Source organism: Bacillus suaedaesalsae (assembly GCF_016890225.1).
In the GTDB taxonomy this organism is placed as follows: Bacteria; Bacillota; Bacilli; order Bacillales; family SA4; genus Bacillus_BS; species Bacillus_BS suaedaesalsae.
Window position 1 is genome coordinate 77,379 of record NZ_JAFELM010000039.1, and the last position, 19,005, is coordinate 96,383.

Annotated in this window: 11 protein-coding genes, 1 pseudogene and 1 riboswitch; of the genes and pseudogenes, 7 read left to right on the forward strand and 5 right to left on the reverse strand. The window is 34.3% G+C overall.

The features are described from left to right. Positions 1 to 162 precede the first annotated feature (162 nt). The 4 genes from JR050_RS15675 to JR050_RS15690 form a co-directional block, all read right to left on the reverse strand. Positions 163 to 3,783, reverse strand: a complete 3,621-nt coding sequence (locus tag JR050_RS15675; protein ID WP_204204465.1) for an InlB B-repeat-containing protein — start codon at positions 3,781 to 3,783, stop codon at positions 163 to 165. Positions 3,784 to 4,065: 282 nt separating this feature from the next. Continuing rightward, positions 4,066 to 7,197: a S8 family serine peptidase gene (locus tag JR050_RS15680; protein WP_204204466.1), complete on the reverse strand. Its 3,132-nt coding sequence runs from the start codon at positions 7,195 to 7,197 to the stop codon at positions 4,066 to 4,068. Positions 7,198 to 7,312: 115 nt separating this feature from the next. After that, positions 7,313 to 9,088 (reverse strand): M14 family metallopeptidase, encoded by a 1,776-nt coding sequence (locus JR050_RS15685; protein WP_204204467.1) that lies wholly within the window; start codon positions 9,086 to 9,088, stop codon positions 7,313 to 7,315. 96 nt (positions 9,089 to 9,184) lie between these two features. Beyond that, positions 9,185 to 10,147, reverse strand: a complete 963-nt coding sequence (locus tag JR050_RS15690; RefSeq protein ID WP_204204468.1) for an NAD(P)H-dependent glycerol-3-phosphate dehydrogenase — start codon at positions 10,145 to 10,147, stop codon at positions 9,185 to 9,187. Between the two features lie 200 nt (positions 10,148 to 10,347). Between JR050_RS15690 and JR050_RS20875 the strand changes: the two genes are divergently transcribed. After that, on the forward strand, positions 10,348 to 12,015 hold the full coding sequence (locus JR050_RS20875) for a triple tyrosine motif-containing protein (RefSeq protein WP_204204469.1): 1,668 nt from the start codon (positions 10,348 to 10,350) through the stop codon (positions 12,013 to 12,015). 222 nt (positions 12,016 to 12,237) lie between these two features. Next, a riboswitch (cyclic di-GMP riboswitch) is annotated at positions 12,238 to 12,323 on the forward strand. 275 nt (positions 12,324 to 12,598) lie between these two features. Here the strand turns inward: JR050_RS20875 and JR050_RS15700 are convergent. After that, positions 12,599 to 13,948 (reverse strand): Ig-like domain-containing protein, encoded by a 1,350-nt coding sequence (locus JR050_RS15700; RefSeq protein ID WP_204204470.1) that lies wholly within the window; start codon positions 13,946 to 13,948, stop codon positions 12,599 to 12,601. Positions 13,949 to 14,123: 175 nt separating this feature from the next. On the opposite strand from JR050_RS15700, the gene JR050_RS15705 reads away from it, so the two are divergent. The 6 genes and pseudogenes from JR050_RS15705 (at position 14,124) to JR050_RS15730 (ending at position 18,928) form a co-directional block, all read left to right on the forward strand. Next, entirely contained in the window at positions 14,124 to 15,356 is a 1,233-nt protein-coding gene (locus JR050_RS15705; protein ID WP_204204471.1) for a pre-peptidase C-terminal domain-containing protein, read from the forward strand. 39 nt (positions 15,357 to 15,395) lie between these two features. Beyond that, a complete protein-coding gene (locus JR050_RS15710) occupies positions 15,396 to 15,581 on the forward strand; it encodes a hypothetical protein (protein WP_204204472.1) in 186 nt (61 codons plus the stop codon). A gap of 322 nt (positions 15,582 to 15,903) precedes the next feature. Continuing rightward, entirely contained in the window at positions 15,904 to 17,064 is a 1,161-nt protein-coding gene (locus JR050_RS15715; protein ID WP_204204473.1) for an SH3 domain-containing protein, read from the forward strand. 170 nt (positions 17,065 to 17,234) lie between these two features. Next, a pseudogene (locus tag JR050_RS15720) lies at positions 17,235 to 18,249 on the forward strand (IS3 family transposase). Between the two features lie 208 nt (positions 18,250 to 18,457). Then, positions 18,458 to 18,676 carry a DUF1659 domain-containing protein gene (locus JR050_RS15725; RefSeq protein WP_204204474.1) on the forward strand — a complete coding sequence of 73 codons (219 nt, stop codon included), beginning with the start codon at positions 18,458 to 18,460 and terminating at the stop codon, positions 18,674 to 18,676. A 36-nt stretch (positions 18,677 to 18,712) separates the two neighbouring features. Continuing rightward, complete coding sequence (locus JR050_RS15730; protein WP_204204475.1) at positions 18,713 to 18,928, forward strand: DUF2922 family protein; 216 nt, start codon at positions 18,713 to 18,715, stop codon at positions 18,926 to 18,928. Positions 18,929 to 19,005: the final 77 nt, after the last annotated feature.

A 19,005-nucleotide genomic window follows, 5' to 3' on the forward strand; every position in this document is an offset into this window, starting at 1 on the left:
TAGTTCATACCTTCAAAAATCTACTTACACCAAATACTAACCTCCGGATAATTTAAGGATATGATTAAAAATCTCTCTTCTACATTAGTAAACAATGCCGAAAGAGTTTCAAAACTAAAAAAGGGAGTCAAATCATTAAGTGATTTGATCCCTTTTTTAGTTTTATAATTTGTAGATGGCCACAGTTGTAAATGAACTATAAACCTTCTTCCCGTTGACTACTTTATAAGCCCGAACTTTATAATAGTATGTTTTAGCTCTTGCTAGAGAAGTGTTTGTATAGCTAGTTGTTTTAGCAGATGTTATTGATTTAATTCTGCTGTAAGTTCCTGTTTTCTGGATAGAACGATAGATTTCATAACCAGTAGCTTCTCCTGCATTATACCAAGATACTTTGATTGCTGTTTTACTTCCTTTTGTAAGATAGATTTTCGACGGTGCAGCCAGGGTCGGCTTCGCGCTTACAACCTTTGAGAATGAGTTGTAAACCTTTTTCCCGCTGACAATTCGGTAAGCCCTTACCTTATAATAATATGTTCGCCCTGTCGTGAGGCTAGTATTAATATAGCTCAATGTGCTACCTTTTGTAATGGTCGTAACCTTTGAATACGAACCAGAAAGTGATGTTGCCCGGTAAACCTCATATCCGTGTGATCCTGAAACAGGTTTCCAACTTACTTTTACTTTGTTGTATCCAGACGAGATCGCAGTCGCGTTTGTGCCCCCAAGCACAGGGGTAGCATACGTACTATTTGAATAACCAGTGTAGTAGTTTTTACCACCTATACTCTTATATACTCTTATCTTGTAGTAATATCTCTTGCCCGTCGCTAATCCACTGTTTGTATAGGTTAATGTACTGTTATTGGTAATTGTAATAACTTTGCTAAAGGTACTAGTTAAAGAATCTGCTCGATAGATCTCATACCCAGTAGCTTCCACTGATTTAGTCCAAGTCAATTTAACTTTGTCGTATCCTGCCATTGCAGCTTTAATGGTAGTTCCAGTTAGGACTGGCTTAGCACTGGTGATCGTTGAAAATGGACTGTAATAGGTGCTTCCATTTATTTCTCGATAAGCCTTGATTTTGTAGTAATATGTTTTCCCTGGAGCCAGACCTGTGTTCAGGTAATCTTCTTTATAACCTTCCGTAGTCGCAATCTTGTAATACGAACCGCCGCTTGACTCCGAACGGTAAATCTCATACCCTGTTGCGTCAGGTGATTTTAACCAGGTTAGTTTTACTTTATCAGCACCAACCGCTGTTGCTTTTGGGGATGTAACTCCTGTAAACACTGTTCTAGCACTTATTAACTGTGAGTCCGGACTATCTATTTGCTTGTCATCAACCAACCTATTTGCTGTTACCCTCACATAATACGTTTGATTCTGATTTAAACCAGATATAAAATATTCATTATTTTCAGGACTTATATAGGTTCCATTGAAATACTCGTTTGGTGAAGTCGTCCACCATACACTATAGCGATCAGCATCCGCAACCGGTTTCCACGTTACTTTAAGGTAGTCAATCCCCGGTTTGACAACGATATTTTGTACTTTATCTGGAATTTTTACAAACTTAGCATAAAGAACCACATCTGATTTTATCGGCTCAGAGAAAGAGTACAGGTTCTGGTACTCAGAATCCGTATACCAGTCCAAGAATGCATACCCAACTTTGGTTGGCTGTTCAGGTATATTGATAGTTTCACCGTACTTATGGGTTTGGGTGAATAGCGAAGATTCCCCATCCCGATATGTGACTGAATATTCATGGACTCTGTACTGAGCTTTTACATATAAATAATCGTGAACATTACTAAAAGTTGTATCCCATCCAATAAATGTTCTACCATCGTGAATAGGTACTTCTGGTGCTGTAGCAGACTCGCCTCCAACAACATCCTCTGTTTTTAAAATGGTTCCATCATAATCTGCAAATGTTACTTGATATGTGGGTTTGACATTTACAGTAAAAGTAGTCTGAAATCCATCATAGGTTACTTTTACTGTTTGGTTTCCTGTCCAATCCGGGTTAATCTTGGAAACCATCTCCTGCGACATCTCAACTTGTTTACTGTTTCCGTGGTTTGTTTTGACTAACAGCTTCCCGCCAGTTAAAATGAGCTCTTCCCCTTGAATATATTGAAGTTTTTCGGGAAGTGATGCAATTGATACATCAATGATTCGTTCTGATTCACCTGTTGGAACTACTGATAGTAATGGGAAACGGAATTCTGATTCCGTGTCTTGTTTCCAGATTGATGTAAAATCAAATCCTTGGAACGTTGCTTTATCCTTCATATGGTCAAAGGTAACTTTATAAGTACCGTCCGCAGCACCAATTCCGACTCCTGTGTTTATCAAGTCAATGTAGTAGCTATTTTCAATAGTCCCCTCGTTTTCTCCGACAATCCCACCTTTGTCAATGGAGGAATAAGAAACTATCGATACTAGACTTCCAGTATTGTACGTGTTTTTAATAGAAGATCCTGACAATGCTAAGGCAGCAATTCCACCCAAGTTATATCTCCCTTTAATTGTTCCAATATTAAAGCTATCTATAATGGTTATTTCTGAACCGTAAGAAACAATACCGCCTGAGGAGGTCGCTGTTACCGTTCCTGTATTAAACACTTGGTTTATTACCGAACGATAAGCTGTACTTGCTATCCCACTCGCATAGCTATCTACACTTATATTTCCATTGTTGTATGATTCACTAATTGAAGAATTTGAAGTAATAGTACCGGCGATTCCCCCACCCTCTGAGTAATTTGCAGTGCTTATAATGTTTCCGTTGTTGAAACTATTGCTAATCGTAACTGTACTGCCATAACCAAGGATTCCTCCCCCATCAGAGGAACTGGTCGCACTACTCAAGTCACCTTCATTATTCACATTTTTAATAGAAGAACTAGATGCATAACCAACAATCCCGCCTCCACGGGACTGGTATGAAATGTTACCGGTATTGTATGCATCCGTTATGGAAGAATTTGAATACATATAACCCACAATTCCACCGGTATTTTTACTTTGAGTTTTGTTTAAATCTGCTGTATTGTATACACCACTTATTGCTGTCCGATAAACCTCCCCAGCAATCCCACCTGTATTGGTTTTCGCTTGTATGATGCCAGTATTATAACTATTTGTGATCGTTGCAATAGTGTTGTACTGTCCAGATACATATCCTATAATCCCTCCCGCATAGCCGTCAAATAATGACTGAGCGGAGACACTACCTGTATTATAGCTATCGGTAACGGAGATGTTGTATCCATATCCAACAATCCCACCTGCATATACTTTTGAGGTTGATGAATCAAGGGATGTATTCTCAGCAGTTATACTACTGTTTTCCATCCCGATATTGAGGATTTTGCCATTCTTTACATAACCGAACAGACCTGCATAAATAACCAACTCTGATTTGATTTGCTGATTCAATCCGGAAATTTTATACCCATTTCCATCGAAAGTCCCTTGAAATGGTGTGGTTTCCGTTCCAATTGGAATCCACCCTTTCCCCTCATTATAAAAACTACCATTCTCTCTGGTTGCTTCTGTCAGATCAATATCATTCATGACAATATACTTACCAGATAGATTATTTCGTACCTTATTCAAGTCATCAACTGTATAAATCGGAGTATATCCAATCGGCACAACTACTTGATGACTTCCCTCTGCACTCGCCGACTCTATGAAGTTTAGTGGTAAACTTCCAAGTAAGAGTATCATAACAATAAACATCTTAAGACTTTTCCTAAGCATTTCACCGACGTCCTTTCGCTGTAAAGTTCTAGTTAAATAAATAATATTTTAATAATTTAAAAGTCTCTAAAAAGAATTCTTCGATGATCCTAACAGATAACATTATATTTCAGAATCAATAGTTAATAAATATATATCTTTAACTATTCTTAAGTAGCCCCTAATGAGTGAAGGTCTATTGATTTGAAGAAAAAACAAAGTATGGTATGTACAGAGAAATAAATAAGAGATTAAATCTATACGATTTAACCTCTTATTACCGTGATTACGAAAGTGAATTTTTTACTGTTGCTCTTTTATATCCTCTAATTTAGTCACATCAAACTTCTGAGTACTAAAGCTCTCCGCACTATAGGAGCTTCCGTAAAGATCGCTAAGAGAATCTAAATATAGATTTCCAAGATGATCTTCATAGACCAGTACATAATCCTGATATCCATTAATATAATTGGTTGGTTTTAAATAGTTTATTTTGTTGGATCCTGTTTGTAATGAATATTCTTTGTACTCAATTGGATAGTTGTCATAATAACTCTCGAATAAATAGATTGTCAGTTTAGCTGGTTGAGCCACGGTAATATCAGCGTCAAAACCTTTATAATACCAACCATACCCATCATCTTCAAGGAATTGGTAATTCTTTGATTGTATCCATGACGGAAACTTTTCCTCTAGCATTTCTCCACTTACAGTTGTTGCGTTTCCACCTGCATTTGTTGCTTTAATCACATATTTAAACGGAGAATCATAATACCATGAGCTGTAGCCACTATCATAATACCCATCCCATTCAAAATAACTTATTCCAGCAGGGGTATCTTTATTAGTTTGGATGGTTCTAACCTTTGTATTATTCGCATCATAAATTTCCACCGTTACCTTGGCTGCGTGTGATAATTTATAATACACCTCTGTTACAACATCAGCAAAAGGGTAATATTGAACCATACTTGGATACTCTATTGTTACTATCGTTCGGTAAACATTTATTTTTCCAGTAAAGACTTTTTGCTGATTGTATTTATCTATTGTTGAGATTTTAAAGCTGTACTGTCCATCCGGAATTACATTTCCGTCTTTATCCTTACCATCCCAAGTAAAGGATCGAGCACCGCTAGATACTGGTACATTCTTGCTAATTGTTCTTATTACTGTAGCTCCATTTAGGATATCAATTGAGACCTTACCCGATTTGGATAGTGTATAAGGTATCGTTACGCTACCTTTATTGTTTAATATAAATTCGGCTCCCGTTTGAATTGTTGGTGTTCTCCAATCTTGAAGCGTGATTAAGCTACTCTTTTTAATTACTTTATTTCCAGCATAATCTCTAAACTCGATTACAAATTGATACTTACCTTCTGCAACGAGTTGCTTCTTATCATTCTTACCGTCCCAACTTAATGTGTAAATACCTTTTTTATAAGTTTTGTTGGATGATAGTGTTCTGACTTTAGCACCTTTATCATTCATGATATAAGATGTAGTAATTGTTGTTTCCTTTATATCTGCTTTTGCCGAAGTGACATTCGTACCAGTCATCTTATAGGTGCTCCCGGATGCTAATACAATTGATCCTTGTGGAGCCTTCGTATCGATATTAATCGTAATTTGAGTTGTCTTCCCTTTTTTCTTATAAGAGTCCACAACCGAAAACTTCACACGATATTGTCCGTCCGCAACTCTACTTCCTTTACTGTTTTTCCCGTCCCAAGTTAATGACTTTTTACCCGGTGAGTAGTATTTATCTTTTGCGATGGTTTTAACTACTTTTCCATACTTATCGTATACAATAGCCGTTACTTTCCCTGACTTGTTTAATTCGAAAGGTAGAGTAACTGACTTATTTACAACAGGAGAGTAATTCAGTGTTGTACTGCTATGTTTAATTGTAGGAGTAACTTTATCGACCACTTTAATATCTGTTGTTTTATACGTTGTCTTCTTACTATTTGATATTTTAGCTACCATCTTATAGATTCCATTTTTTGGATAGTCCGAACTGTTTAGTTTCCCGTTCCAAGATGTACTGATTTTTCCACCTGTTGTCTTTTTTGTCACTAAACCTTTTACCACTTTCCCTTTTGAATCCTGTACATAAACAGATACATTTGATGTACCATAAGTACTGAATGAGATTCCGACAGAATTAGCTCCTGTCATATTGAAGGTCGACGTTGACTTTGAAATATTCGTAATTGGAGATGGAGTATTTGCAATTGCTTTACTTACATCAATTCGACCGTATCCATAATAATAATCCCAACCGGAAGATCCTAAATCTTTTACAGATTTCCTAAGTATCCCTTCCACTTGTGAAGGTGTTAAATATGGATTCTTTGAAAGCATTAACGCAGTAGTACCTGTTACAACCGGAGCTGCCATTGAAGTCCCATTCATATTTTTATATGAACTTTTTGTTACGGTTGAATAAATGTCCTTCCCCGGTGCAGATAAGTCTATCGTATAACCATAGTTAGAGAAATCTGTAATTTTATCATTCTGGTCTGTTGCACTAATTGAAATAACTTTATTGAGAGATGCTGGATATACAGGATACGTGGTATTATCATTACCCGCTGCCGCTATTACAACAACACCTTTCGAACTTGCATAGCTAACTGCATAATCTAATATGTAGCTATATGAATAACTTCCAAGACTTAAATTAATAACACTTGCACCGTTATCTGATGCATAAATAATACCTCTAGCAACATCATACATATTTGCGTACGGGCCATCAAAAACATTTACTGGCATAATTTTAACATTTGGTGCTATTCCTGCTATTCCAGAACTGTTCATTGTTGCAGCAATAATACCTGCAACGTGAGTACCGTGTTCTTCTGGTTGAAATCCGTATCCTGGATATACCGCATTGTATGGTTTTGTAATTTTCCCTTTTAAATCCGGATGTGTGGTTTCAACACCACTATCGACTACTGCAACAATTATGTTAGACGTACCTCTTGTTGTATCCCATGCTTTAGGTGCGCCAATTTTTTTCAAATACCATTGGTTACTATATTTTGAATCTTTCGGCGTGTATGCTTGCTCGACTTGATAGTTTGGCTCAACAAACTCCACAATATTTTTTTCTATAAATGTTTCCGCTAATTGGGAAAGGTCTTGTTTTCCTTTCACTGAAACAATAACGAAGTTCATCTTTGGTAAGCTTGATATTTCTTTCAAATTATTTTTTTGAAAGAAAGATTGTTTTGTTCCATTACTTGTATTCTCTTTAAATTTAATAATCATTTGCTGTTCAACATAATCCGAATCTTCACTAAACATTTCCAATACTTCAGATTCAGAGACTTTTGGCTTAACGTTTAATTCATCAGCATATGCTTTTGTTGAAAACAAAAGTGTAAAAAGTAGAATGGTAATTATATATTTTGTCAGTTTCAACTAGTAATCCCCCTTTACCTCAATCTATTTTACTACCTTTACCCATTATTATCCATTTAAACTTTCTTCCAATTTTCGCATAAAATGAGCCCTTCAAATGAAGGGCTCTAAATTATTATTCTTTTATGATCCATCCTTGGATTTCTCCAACTTTAACTTGATACCATCCATTAAACTCAGCTATTACTTGAATTTCCTGTGGTTGGATGATTGTATCTGTTTGTTTCGAATCTAAAGGTAGACTATATAGTATTTTTTCTGTTTCTACTATTATTGTTTGCTGCAACGAAGTTGGTAAGAAGTCCATTACGTCACTAGTTTGCTTTACCCATACAATTTGATTACTAATTTGAATAGCAACCCAACCATTCCAACTATACTTAGTTGAATATACAGCTGGTTCAAGGACTTTAATAGGTTTTAAGTTATTCTTTGCATTTGGTAGGCTATATGCATTGGTGTTAACACCTATTAAGACTTCTTTTTCTGTTTTAACTGGTTTGTAGTTATAAATTTCATTTGTAGGATTAATCCATCTTTCACCTTGAATAGTTTTAATTGCATACCAGTCATTCCATTGTTTCACAGCTTGTACTGTTTGTGGTTTTAGAGCCAGTGCCGTTTTTCTGTTTGTGAACGGAGATGAGTATGTTGCAGTTGTTTCCGTTAACAAGATTGGTACATTAATCGTTTTATATGTACCTTTAATTGTGTTGGAAGAAGGAATCCATTTACTTCCCTTTGAACTACTAACACGGTACCAAGATCCCTTTATTCCTGTTACTGTATATTTATTTGCACTCAATGTATCTTTTGTAATGTATTTATTGTCCGGTTTGTCGTAAAGCTTTTTACTTTCAAACGTTGTAATCGTCATATTTGTTACTTTAATCTTAGCATCCCATAACTTTTTCCCTTGGGCAGCCACATACAATCCCATCTTACTGTTACGTCTCCACTCCTCATTAAATACGGAGATAGGTGGATTGGATTCATATACAGGATAGCTAATTTCAGGTGTTAGTGCCGGTCTTCCAAACTTAGAAATAAACCAGTCTTTATATCCTGCCCCACTAGCATTCTTATTAGGTTTTACTAGCTTGTATCCAGTAAACTTAGATACATCTTTTGCAATCAAATAATCTCGGTTGTAATTTTGTGGTTTTGTTTGATAATGCCAAAATAATATTCTTCCTGTTGAATGATAAGATACTGTCATCTCAGGATCCAGGAAATTTGTAAAGTTATACATATACTTTGCTTCTGGTGCTACAAGTGGAGCCTTCCCAGGATAATCCTTATAATACGGTTTCTTAACTGATCGTTTTGTCCAACCTGCCGGATATTGTCTATTCAAATCAATACCTTGTGCATTACTTTTCCATCTTTTAAAGTTTTTGCTTCCATTATTCATGGCGATTAAACTTTTTTGAACACTCTTTGGGAATTTCTTTACCCCATATTGTTGAAGAGTAACACCATCAGGGTTCACCATAGGGACAAACCATATAGAAGTTTCATTTAACAACTTATATACATCATAGCCGTGCATTTTACGTTTGTACTTATATGCATCACTATATTGATCAATCATTTCCATGGTTAAATTTGTTGTTAACCACTCACGAGCATGGTGGGACGAATTAAAAAATACAGTCGCATCTCCCTTACCAAGCTTAACTGCCCAAACTTCTCTTCCATATGGAGTCTTTCCTAATGATTTATATGTCACCAAACCTGGGTGATACTTGGCTAATTGTTTTATATCCACTGTCATCTCTTCATAATTGTATTTTTGATTTGGATATACAAAACTAGTAGCTGATGCTTTACTTTCTGGAATTAATAATAGTATAAAAATAGCCAATATAAATAAATAGCGCGCTTCCATGGTTCCTCCGTTTATTAACTATAAGTCTTTGCTTTTAATAGATTTATAGTTTCGTTGATTTATAGTTAATTATTATATCGACAAAATTTCAAAAAGTTAAAACTCAAACTTTACAGGTCTCATTAGTAGCTGCTCGAGTATTTCTTTTGCATCTTTATGATTAAAAAGTATTTCATATAGTGCATCACAAATCGGAAGTTCTACATGATACAGTTCAGATAACTCTTTTAATGCTTTAACAGTCGATACACCTTCTGCTAATTTCCCAAAGCTTTCTCCCTTTGTATAGGCTTCTCCGAATCTTCTATTGTTACTATGTGGCGAGAACAGAGTTGCTTCATAATCACCTAAATGACTTAATCCATAGATTGTTAAATCATTCCCCCCCATGGCTCTTACTAAACGAGAAATTTCTCTAGTTCCCCTCGCCATAAGTGAACCCTTTAAACTGCTGTAACCTAATCCGTCTAACATCCCCGCAGCAATTCCCATAACATTCTTTGTTGCAGCACCAATTTCGTTTCCAATTAGGTCTTGACCATAATAAAATCTGATCAGATCACTATTTAGCTCTTCTACGATATTTTTGGTAACTTCAACATCCTCGGATCCAATTACCATACAATTTGGTATATCATTTACAAAATCTTGGACGTGACCAGGTCCAACCCAAACTGCTAGATTGATATTTTTTCCTACCTCTTCACTAAACACCTGAGTAAGTCGTTTTCCAGTAGTAGCCTCTAAACCTTTCATACAGAGAATAAATGTTTTATTTTCAATACCATCTATTGTCGTTAACTGTTTTGCAAACGAACGTAACTCCTGTGCACTAATTGAAATAATAATCACTTCTGCTTGAGAAACTGCTGTTTCTAATGAGCTAGTAAATTCAATGCTATCGGGCACTGTTAGATAGTCGTTCTTTCTTGTATCTTTTAATGTATGATAATTTTTAGAGTTCTCTCGACCCCAGATCATGACATTGTGTCCTACTTTATTAACATACCAAGCTAAAAAAGTTCCCCATCTTCCGCATCCTAGAACTGATATATTCATGAATATCTTTCCTTTCTATTGTTGTATCTACTGTATGTATAATCTATCATAATTGAATTTTAATATTTTTTATATATGTTCTCGTCTAATAATACATAAAATTGTCGAAATCTTTATTTTCAAAATACCAAAATTTTACAACATTTATTTTTCTCTCTGTTTAGAATAAATATAGCTTAATAGACAAACGGGGGGTACAAATGAAGAAAGTAAGTTATGTCATAATTTTCACGCTGTTTTTTTCGCTTTTCTATTTCACCAATATTGATACTACTCATGCTGCAAGTAGCTCACAACTCATTATTATCAATAAAAAAACTAACAAACTAGCCTACTATAATGAGGGGAGGGTTGTAAAATCCTTCAAAGTAGCGACTGGCAGAAAGAACTCATACACACCTGAAGGAAGCTTTAAAATTGTAAATAAAATAAAAAATAGACCTTACTACAAACTGAAAATACCAGGAGGAGATCCTCGAAACCCACTAGGTGATCGATGGTTAGGTATTAACGCCAGGGGAACATGGGGAACAACGTATGCCATTCACGGTAACAGCAATCCTGCTTCAATCGGCACTTATGCTAGTGCAGGTTGCATTCGTATGTACGACAATGAAGTTAGATGGCTATTCGAAAGGGTTAAAGTTAACACGAAAGTAATTATTATCAACTCTTCAAAATCATTTGATGCTATTGCTCAAGCTAACGGCTATAAAGTTTACAGCAAAATAAAGAGTGTTGCAGTTAGTAAAAATAGTCCACAACCAGCAAATACTTCTATATCAATTTCAACGAAGTTAACTCAAAATACACCATCTCTATATCGATTCTATGTTCATAATGGATCAAAGTGGACACTATTAAAGGGATATTCAACTGTTGGTACTTTAAACTGGAAACCTACTAAAGCAGGAAATTACCAAATCAAAGTCCAAGTAAAAGGCAAAAATTCTTGGAAAAACTATGACGATCAAAAAGTTATTTCATACAAAGTTTATAATCCTGCTGTTGTTGCATCCATTAAAGCAGACAAAATTAGTCCACAACTGACTAATACTTCTATAAACATCTCAACACAGACTAATAGCCAGAAGGATAACATCTATAAATATTTAGTGTTTGACGGTAAAAAATGGACGACAATTAAGAATTATTCTTCCAGTACAAAAGTAACTTGGAAACCAACAATTTCCGGCACATATACGATTAAAGTTCAAGCAAAACACAAATTATCGAATAAACAGTTTGATCATGAAAAGACCATATTCTATTCTATTTTCGACAAAGCTGTAGTAAAAACTCTATCAGTAAACAAACCAAGTCCACAGACATCAAATACGAACTTAACGATTTCTGCACAGACAAACAATCAACAATATAATCTAGTAAAGTATTTAGTATTTGACGGTAAGAATTGGATTACAGTTAAGGACTATTCATCTAGGACAAACGTTGCTTGGACACCAACTACTTCTGGAACATATAAGATCAAAGTTCAGGCTAAGCATAAATGGTCAAAGAATGCTTATGATTCCGAAAAAGTAATGGATTACGTTGTTTATGCACCATCAAAGATTAAAGAGGTTCAAACTAGTACAATTAATCCGACTCTCGAGGTTCCTGTATTGATTACTGTATTAACACAACAGACGGCAAATCAGCAGTATAAGTTCTCCATATTTAACGGAATCGAATGGAAAGTCTTGAAGGATTATTCGAATTCAAACAAGTATGAATGGAAGCCTTCTGCACCAGGAACTTACAAGATAAAAGTAGAAACAAAAAATATACACTCAAAAGCTGCATTTGATGATACTAGGGAGTTGAATTTCATAGTTCCAGAGGTTAAAAATACTGAACAAAATTAATAGAAAAAATGACCTGTACTTTTCGGGTCATTTTTTCTTTCTTTATATTCGTACATTTTTCTTCATTCTTTTTCAATATAATAACTTTTAATTCTACTAGATCATCTCTATAGATACTACATACTATTAGAATTCTCAAAGGTAGTAAAATTTATCTATAAAAATTCCAACTATTCCAAATTGTGACAACATTTTTATTTTTACTGTGATATCCTCACGTTAATAGGAGAAAGGCACAACCATCGAAAGGTGGCTTCGCAAAGCTATAGGGGCTAAGTCTATTATTGATAAGCCAGCCAGCTACCCCGCTAATTATTCGATAGAGGGGGATATTTCATGCCATATTATGTATTTAAAGAGGTCTGGACACCACTTACTATTTTTCAAATCCGTTTTTTCAAATGCCAAGAAACCGGACGTCTCTTTATTAAGATTGGTAATAGAAGACGGAAACAGTTTTTATAGGTATATTTTCCTATCTTCGTGGATTGTCATAAATGCTATCAATTAAATTACATAAAAGGAGGTCAGTTTTCCATTGGAAACTGACCTCTTTTCATGACTTTATTTTTAGAGTTAAGAATTACTTGACCACTACCACTTTCGCTTTACTTATATTCCCTGATGCATCCGTACCATAAACGCAAAGCTTTGTTTTTCTTTTTTGGTACCCAACTTTAATCTTAAATTTACCTTTTGAGTCAGCTTTTCCAGTAATAAGAGTTTTACTTCCTATTTTAATTTTCACCTTAGCATACGGTTCCGTCTTACCCGTTAAGTACTTTGACTTACAAGATAATTTATTGATAGTAGGTAAACTTGGAGCAGTAACGTCCTTTACTTTTACAGTAACAGATTTACCCTCATTTCCAGTACTGTCCTTTGCCGAGATATTTACAACCGTTCCAGCTCTTAGCTTACTAATTGGAAATTTAAACTTTCCATATTTATCAGCTGCCCCTGCCTTATATTTCCAATAGCTAGTTTTACTATAATTTATTTTTATATAGATGGAAGAATTCGCCTCTGCAGTACCAGAGATTGTCGTGCTTTTATCAGTTATCTGATTTATTTTTGGTATTCCAGGTGCTATTGTGTCTTTTTCAATAATTTTGAAACTATAACGTTCGAATGTAGGTACTCCCAATAATTCCGGACTTAATTTGAGGTAATATGTACCCGCCTTTACTTTTACATCGACAAAGTACCTGAGAAGTTGGTCACTCCCCGGCTCAGAATAGTGCGATTTAAGAACGGTTTCGTCCTGGTTAAAAAACTTAAGTAGGTACGTAGTTTCAAGGGGTCTAGTAGTTAGGATAGATAGAGTCATATCTTTTGGAACAGTAAGTTGATAATAATCGCTATCCTTAGTATGGCTAAATGTAGCCGTAACCTGTGTATTGAAACTAATTTTATTTGCATTAGCAATCGTGTTATTTACTTCATGTTCAGTTGTAGAACTTGGAGTATATCCTACCTTTACTGTATAAGGTGTATTTTCATTGTACATTTCATGCATAGATATTTTAATAAAGTAAGTTCCTTTTGCTAATCCAATATCTATCATTGTAATAAGAGTTTTGGATTCAATAAAACGCGTGTTCCAGGATTCAATTGGTGTTCCATCTTTTGTTAACAACGAGACTTTATAACGGGCTTGTTGATTTACATTAATATCTATTTTTAGCTTTCCCGGTGCAGCTAAATCAACCTTGTAATAATCCTCATCTGAGCCAGTTAGAAGTGATCCATTAATTACTGCTGAAGTTATTGTTTTATTCTGCGGGTCAGGTTTTAACTCTAATAAATTGGCAGTATTAAGTGTTCCATTATCCTCGTGTTCCAATGTTTCAGCATGCGCATACAGTTGTCCAAAGGGTATGACAGAAGATAGCAGAACAACAATTATCAACAAGCTAATAATCTTTTTCATCCAGCACCTCTCTGAGTAAAAATTTGGTAATAACATTCTAACACAAAAATAAAAAATTTAGATATGCAATAAAAATAATTAAATATTACTATATGACTATATATTGTAATTTATAGGAAAAATGCTAAAATATTCTAGTAAAATATTAATAGGTCTAAATACAGGGGGAAGGTTTATGAAAAAATACATAATTCATTTATGTATGGTATTATCAATTGTTATTGCTTCATTAGGTTTTGGTGGTGGTAATGTTTTGGCGAACTATGGTTTAGAGACCATGCAAACGGCACAACAGATTGATGTTAATAAGATATATGAAGGTATGTTAAACGGGAGTGGAGATTATCAGGATTATTATAAATTCACAATACCCTCTTCAGGGCTTGTTACCTTTAATATTAATAACTATCCCGGACATCAATGGGACTACGAAATATTAGATAGTAACGGAAATATTTTTAGTGAAGGACATACTAATTATTATAGTAATGCATTAGGTGTTACCGCTAGCAGAGTTGGTTTACCAAAGGGAACATACTATATTAATATTAATGAGAACTTTAATACAAAAGATAAAAAATACTATTTTGCAGTCTATTTCAACGCTTCGTCTACTGTTGAAACGGAATTTAATAACACTTCTATTACGGCAAATACAATAAGTACTAATACAAAAATTAAGGGCGAAATTCAATACTCTTCGGACTATGATTATTATAAATTCACTCTTCCCGAAGATGGCGTCATTACATTAAATATGAGTCAAAAAGCAAACCTTGCCTGGGATTTAACGTTAATAAATGCTGATGGAGAGGAATATTTCACCACTACAACTTCTTATAGTACGAACGTTACAAAGCCACTCCAAAAAACAGTCGGACTCCCTAAGGGCACATATTATCTTTTAATTGATGATGACTTCAATTCAGAATTTGATCCTTATGAGTTTTCAGTAAACTATCATAAAACTAGTACATATGAAAAAGAATTTAATAATAATGCTCAAAGTGCAAATAAAATTTCAACTGGAAAATTATACCAAGGACATATGCAGTATGGAAGTGATGTAGATTATTACACATTTAGTGTTACTAAACCTACAGTTGTAGAATTACAAATGAATCGTAAACCTTATATGGCTTGGGACGTTGCTCTTTACAATTCAAACGGTGATGAACTAGGTTACTTTACTACACAAAGTGGCCAATTTGCTAAAGGTGTTGAGATAGCCAAATTCAACTTACCTGCAGGTAACTACTATATTTCAGTAGATGATGATTATAATAGCACTAACCAGCCTTATAGTTTTATTGTTAAGCAAAAATCTTCGTCTATTAGCAGTAAATCTTTAAAGGTTACTAATCATGTTGGTAAGGCAGATACAGTAACTATAGGATCTTTAATATAGTCAGATATAGTTAAAGTATACAATTCAAAAGGAACATTATTGGCTACTTCTAAACCAGTAACATCGACTTCCACTACATTAAACATCAGTCAATTAGGTACAGGCTCAGGCTATATTTATGTATCAGTTACAAGAAGTGGAATGACAGAGAGTGATAAAGTTAAATATCATTTTAATGCTGAACCAAAAACAGCTAAACCGTCAGTATATAATATAACCGTGTAAAATAATAAGAAAAAATATGATACGGTTTACGTCAAGGGTCTGAAAAAAGGGGACACAATAAAAGTTTATTCATCATCAGGTAAACTACTTGCAACATCCAAACCTGTATCTACAACTAGTGGCACTATTTCTTTAAAACAATTAGGAACAAAATCCGGGTACGTATATGTATCAATAAAACGTCTTGGCATGAACGAGAGTGATAAGGTTAAGAAAACATTTACTGCTGAGAAATAGTATTAGCATAAGAGGAGAAGTACCAATATATCTGGTACTTCTTTTTAACTGGCTATACTGTGCTAACATTTGGAGGAAACTATTTATGAACAAAAGATTTCTATTTTTCTTTGTCTTTAGCTTAATTTTCGCGACGATTACACCAGCTCATGCCGCTGAATTACTTATACCAAACGAACAGGTTGTTCCACATATTGCTACCTACTATGTTAAAGAAGATCGTGCTGAAATATATGAAACTTATAACAGCAATTCAAATATTATTACATATGCTAATAAAGGAACAATGGTTCATTCAACAAATGCAATAAACTCTAATGCATATATCTGGTATAAGGTTAACTTTGGAGGCAAGGTTGGATGGATTCGCGGAGAAGATGTTTCAAAAGATAATTTGATACTTCCACATAAAGCTACCTTTTATATTAATATACAACCAACAAAAATCTATGAAACTTTTAAAACAACATCAAAAGTTATATTAACAGCTAATAAAGGTACGAAGGTTTTATCATCTAATATTACTAATATTAATGGTGTTACTTGGTATAATGTAAAAGTTGGAACTAAGACAGGTTGGGTACAATCTGCGACAATATTAAGAGATAGTGAAATAAAACCATTCACATCAAGTTTTTATGCGAATTCAGATATCGCGAAGATGTACCAAAGTTTTAAAACATCATCCCAAATCATTACGACTCCTAAAAAAGGATCTATAGTTCAAGCAACAAGCATGACGATTAGTAATGGCGTCACCTGGTATAAAGTGAAAAGTGGAAGTAAAGTTGGATGGTTACCTTCATCATTTGTTTCAAAAAATAAAGTTGTAGTTAAATATCCTGATTACTTAAGTAACTTAAAGAAAATTGCCAGCAAGAATAAAGCAACTGTAAAAAAACAAATTCATAAAGAAGGTATAGAATACACTTTTAAAAAGGGATGGGAAGAGGCCTGGATTACTCAACATACACATACAAAGATAGAATATAAGAACGTTCATTATATAAAAGGAAAAACTGTAACTGCACCACCTAAACTTTTTAATCTTGGTCTAGACTCAGCAATTACTATTGGTTTCCCTATTTCCAAAACCGAACTTACATCTCTTGCGCGTAAGGCACAATCAAGTCCACATAAAACGTTTTATTCAAAAAGCAAGAAAGTAAGAGCGTATGCAGATCGAGGAAAGCAAGTATATCTAACTTTTTATGAAGATCCAGATGCTGATAAGTTACTTAAATAAAATTATCATTTTTAGAATATACGAAACAAAATGAGTTATAAGGTCCATGAAATAAGTACATTAAAACTAGTCCTTTTATAAAATGTACCCTATAGAATAAACACTTTAAAAAAGTCTATCTATAGGGTACTTTCTTTATATAGATAAAAATGGGATGGAGAAACACTAAAATGAGTAAAAAGTTATTTACTGAAAAAGAAATTAAGGTACTATCTAAAAATCCAAATGTTAAGTCAGTTACTAATAAGGGAATCACATATAAAGATGACTTTAAACGTCTATTTATTACAGAATACGAAAAAGGGAAAATCCCACTAAATATAACCTTCAAAATATGGTTAGCCACTTATGTACCTTTGTTGGAGTATCACGTTCTGGTTACTACAATTATTTCTCGTTAAAGTCTCAGGAAAATAGAAAAGTACGTGATAAAAAGGATGAGCTCCTAAAAGAAAATATATTAAAAGCCTTTCGTTTTAAGAATCGCAAAAAGGGTGCTCGGCAGATTAAGATGACCTTAAAGGGTCAGTTTAGTATCGTATATAATTTAAAAAGAATTCGAAGAATTATGGACAAGTTTGGGATTGTTTGTCCTATTCGAGCTGCCAATCCATACAGAAGGATGGCAAAAGCTACCCAAGAACACGCAGTAGTCCCAAATATGTTAAATAGATAATTCAAACAAGAAAATCAGGGAAAATATTGCTTACTGATATCACTTACTTATTTTATGGGAAAGGGAATAAAGCTTATCTATCAACAATCAAGGACGGGTCAACGAATGAAATTTTAAGCTATCATGTTTCTGAGCGTATAACACTTGATATTGCAGTAGACACAATATTAAAGCTAAAAATTAATAAAAAAGTAAAATTAGCCGAAGGGGCTATTATTCATTCTGATCAAGGTTTTCATTATACACACCCTACCTATCAAAAATTACTTAGTAAATATGGTATAAAACAATCTATGTCTAGAAGAGGAAACTGCTGGGATAACGCGCCGCAGGAGTCTTTCTTTGGTCATTTTAAAGATGAAACTGAATTTAAAAGTTGTGAAACATTTGAGGAATTAAGAAAAGAAATAAAATCATATATGAACTACTACAATCACTACAGATATCAGTGGAATTTAAAAAAGATGACTCCTGTGGAATACAGGAATCATCTATTTAAGATTGCCTAGTCTTTTTTTAAAATGTCCTTTACAAAGGGTACACATTATTAAAGGACTAGTTTTTTTCCTTTCCCTCGAAACCTACTCTCGCTTTTTCACCTTTTCTTTTAAATACATGACTTCTCTCAAAAAACTACATATTTTTTTCAGTTTAATAGTTTTGTATAACCCCATTTGCCTACCTCCCCTATATATATAGGTCGAAGGAGGTGATAACATGGCAACAGCATTTATCGCTGATTCCCAGCTTAAGCTAGTGTTCAATACTGGTGTAGATGCTGAAGGAAATCCAATCTACAAAAGCAAAAGCTTCCGAAACGTGAAGGTGACTGCATCTACAGATGGTCTTTACGCTGTAGCTCAAAGCCTAATCGGCTTACAGCAGTATCCTGTTACCTCAATCGAGCGTAACGACAAAAACCTTTTAGGTGAGTAATGACGTTGAAAATAATGATGAAAGGAGGTTATTTCAGTGGCAAAGACACTTCAACTTCAGTTTTTAAACGAGGAACAAAAAACGGTGACGATTTCAATCGACAATCCAATTGAACCTGTTAGTCCAGCAGCTGTTGATGCTGCAATGGATACAATCCTTACTGCGAATGTGTTCATCTCTTCTGGTGGAGATCTTGTAAGTAAGAAAGGTGCTCGTGTGGTGGAACGTAATGTTGCGGATGTAGCTTTATAAATTAGCAACTAACTCCGTTTTTTAACGGGGTTAGTTTTTTTCTAATAAACCATTTAGAGGAATTAAAGTTATGAAAA

Bases quoted from the DNA above. Each gene is read 5' to 3' on its own strand.
- JR050_RS15675 (WP_204204465.1), bottom strand. From the start codon at position 3,783: ATGCTTAGGAAAAGTCTTAAGATGTTTATTGTTATGATACTCTTACTT.
- JR050_RS15685 (WP_204204467.1), bottom strand. From the start codon at position 9,088: ATGGAAGCGCGCTATTTATTTATATTGGCTATTTTTATACTATTATTA.
- JR050_RS15690 (WP_204204468.1), bottom strand. From the start codon at position 10,147: ATGAATATATCAGTTCTAGGATGCGGAAGATGGGGAACTTTTTTAGCT.
- JR050_RS20875 (WP_204204469.1), top strand. From the start codon at position 10,348: ATGAAGAAAGTAAGTTATGTCATAATTTTCACGCTGTTTTTTTCGCTT.
- JR050_RS15700 (WP_204204470.1), bottom strand. From the start codon at position 13,948: ATGAAAAAGATTATTAGCTTGTTGATAATTGTTGTTCTGCTATCTTCT.
- JR050_RS15705 (WP_204204471.1), top strand. From the start codon at position 14,124: ATGAAAAAATACATAATTCATTTATGTATGGTATTATCAATTGTTATT.
- JR050_RS15715 (WP_204204473.1), top strand. From the start codon at position 15,904: ATGAACAAAAGATTTCTATTTTTCTTTGTCTTTAGCTTAATTTTCGCG.
- JR050_RS15725 (WP_204204474.1), top strand. From the start codon at position 18,458: ATGGCAACAGCATTTATCGCTGATTCCCAGCTTAAGCTAGTGTTCAAT.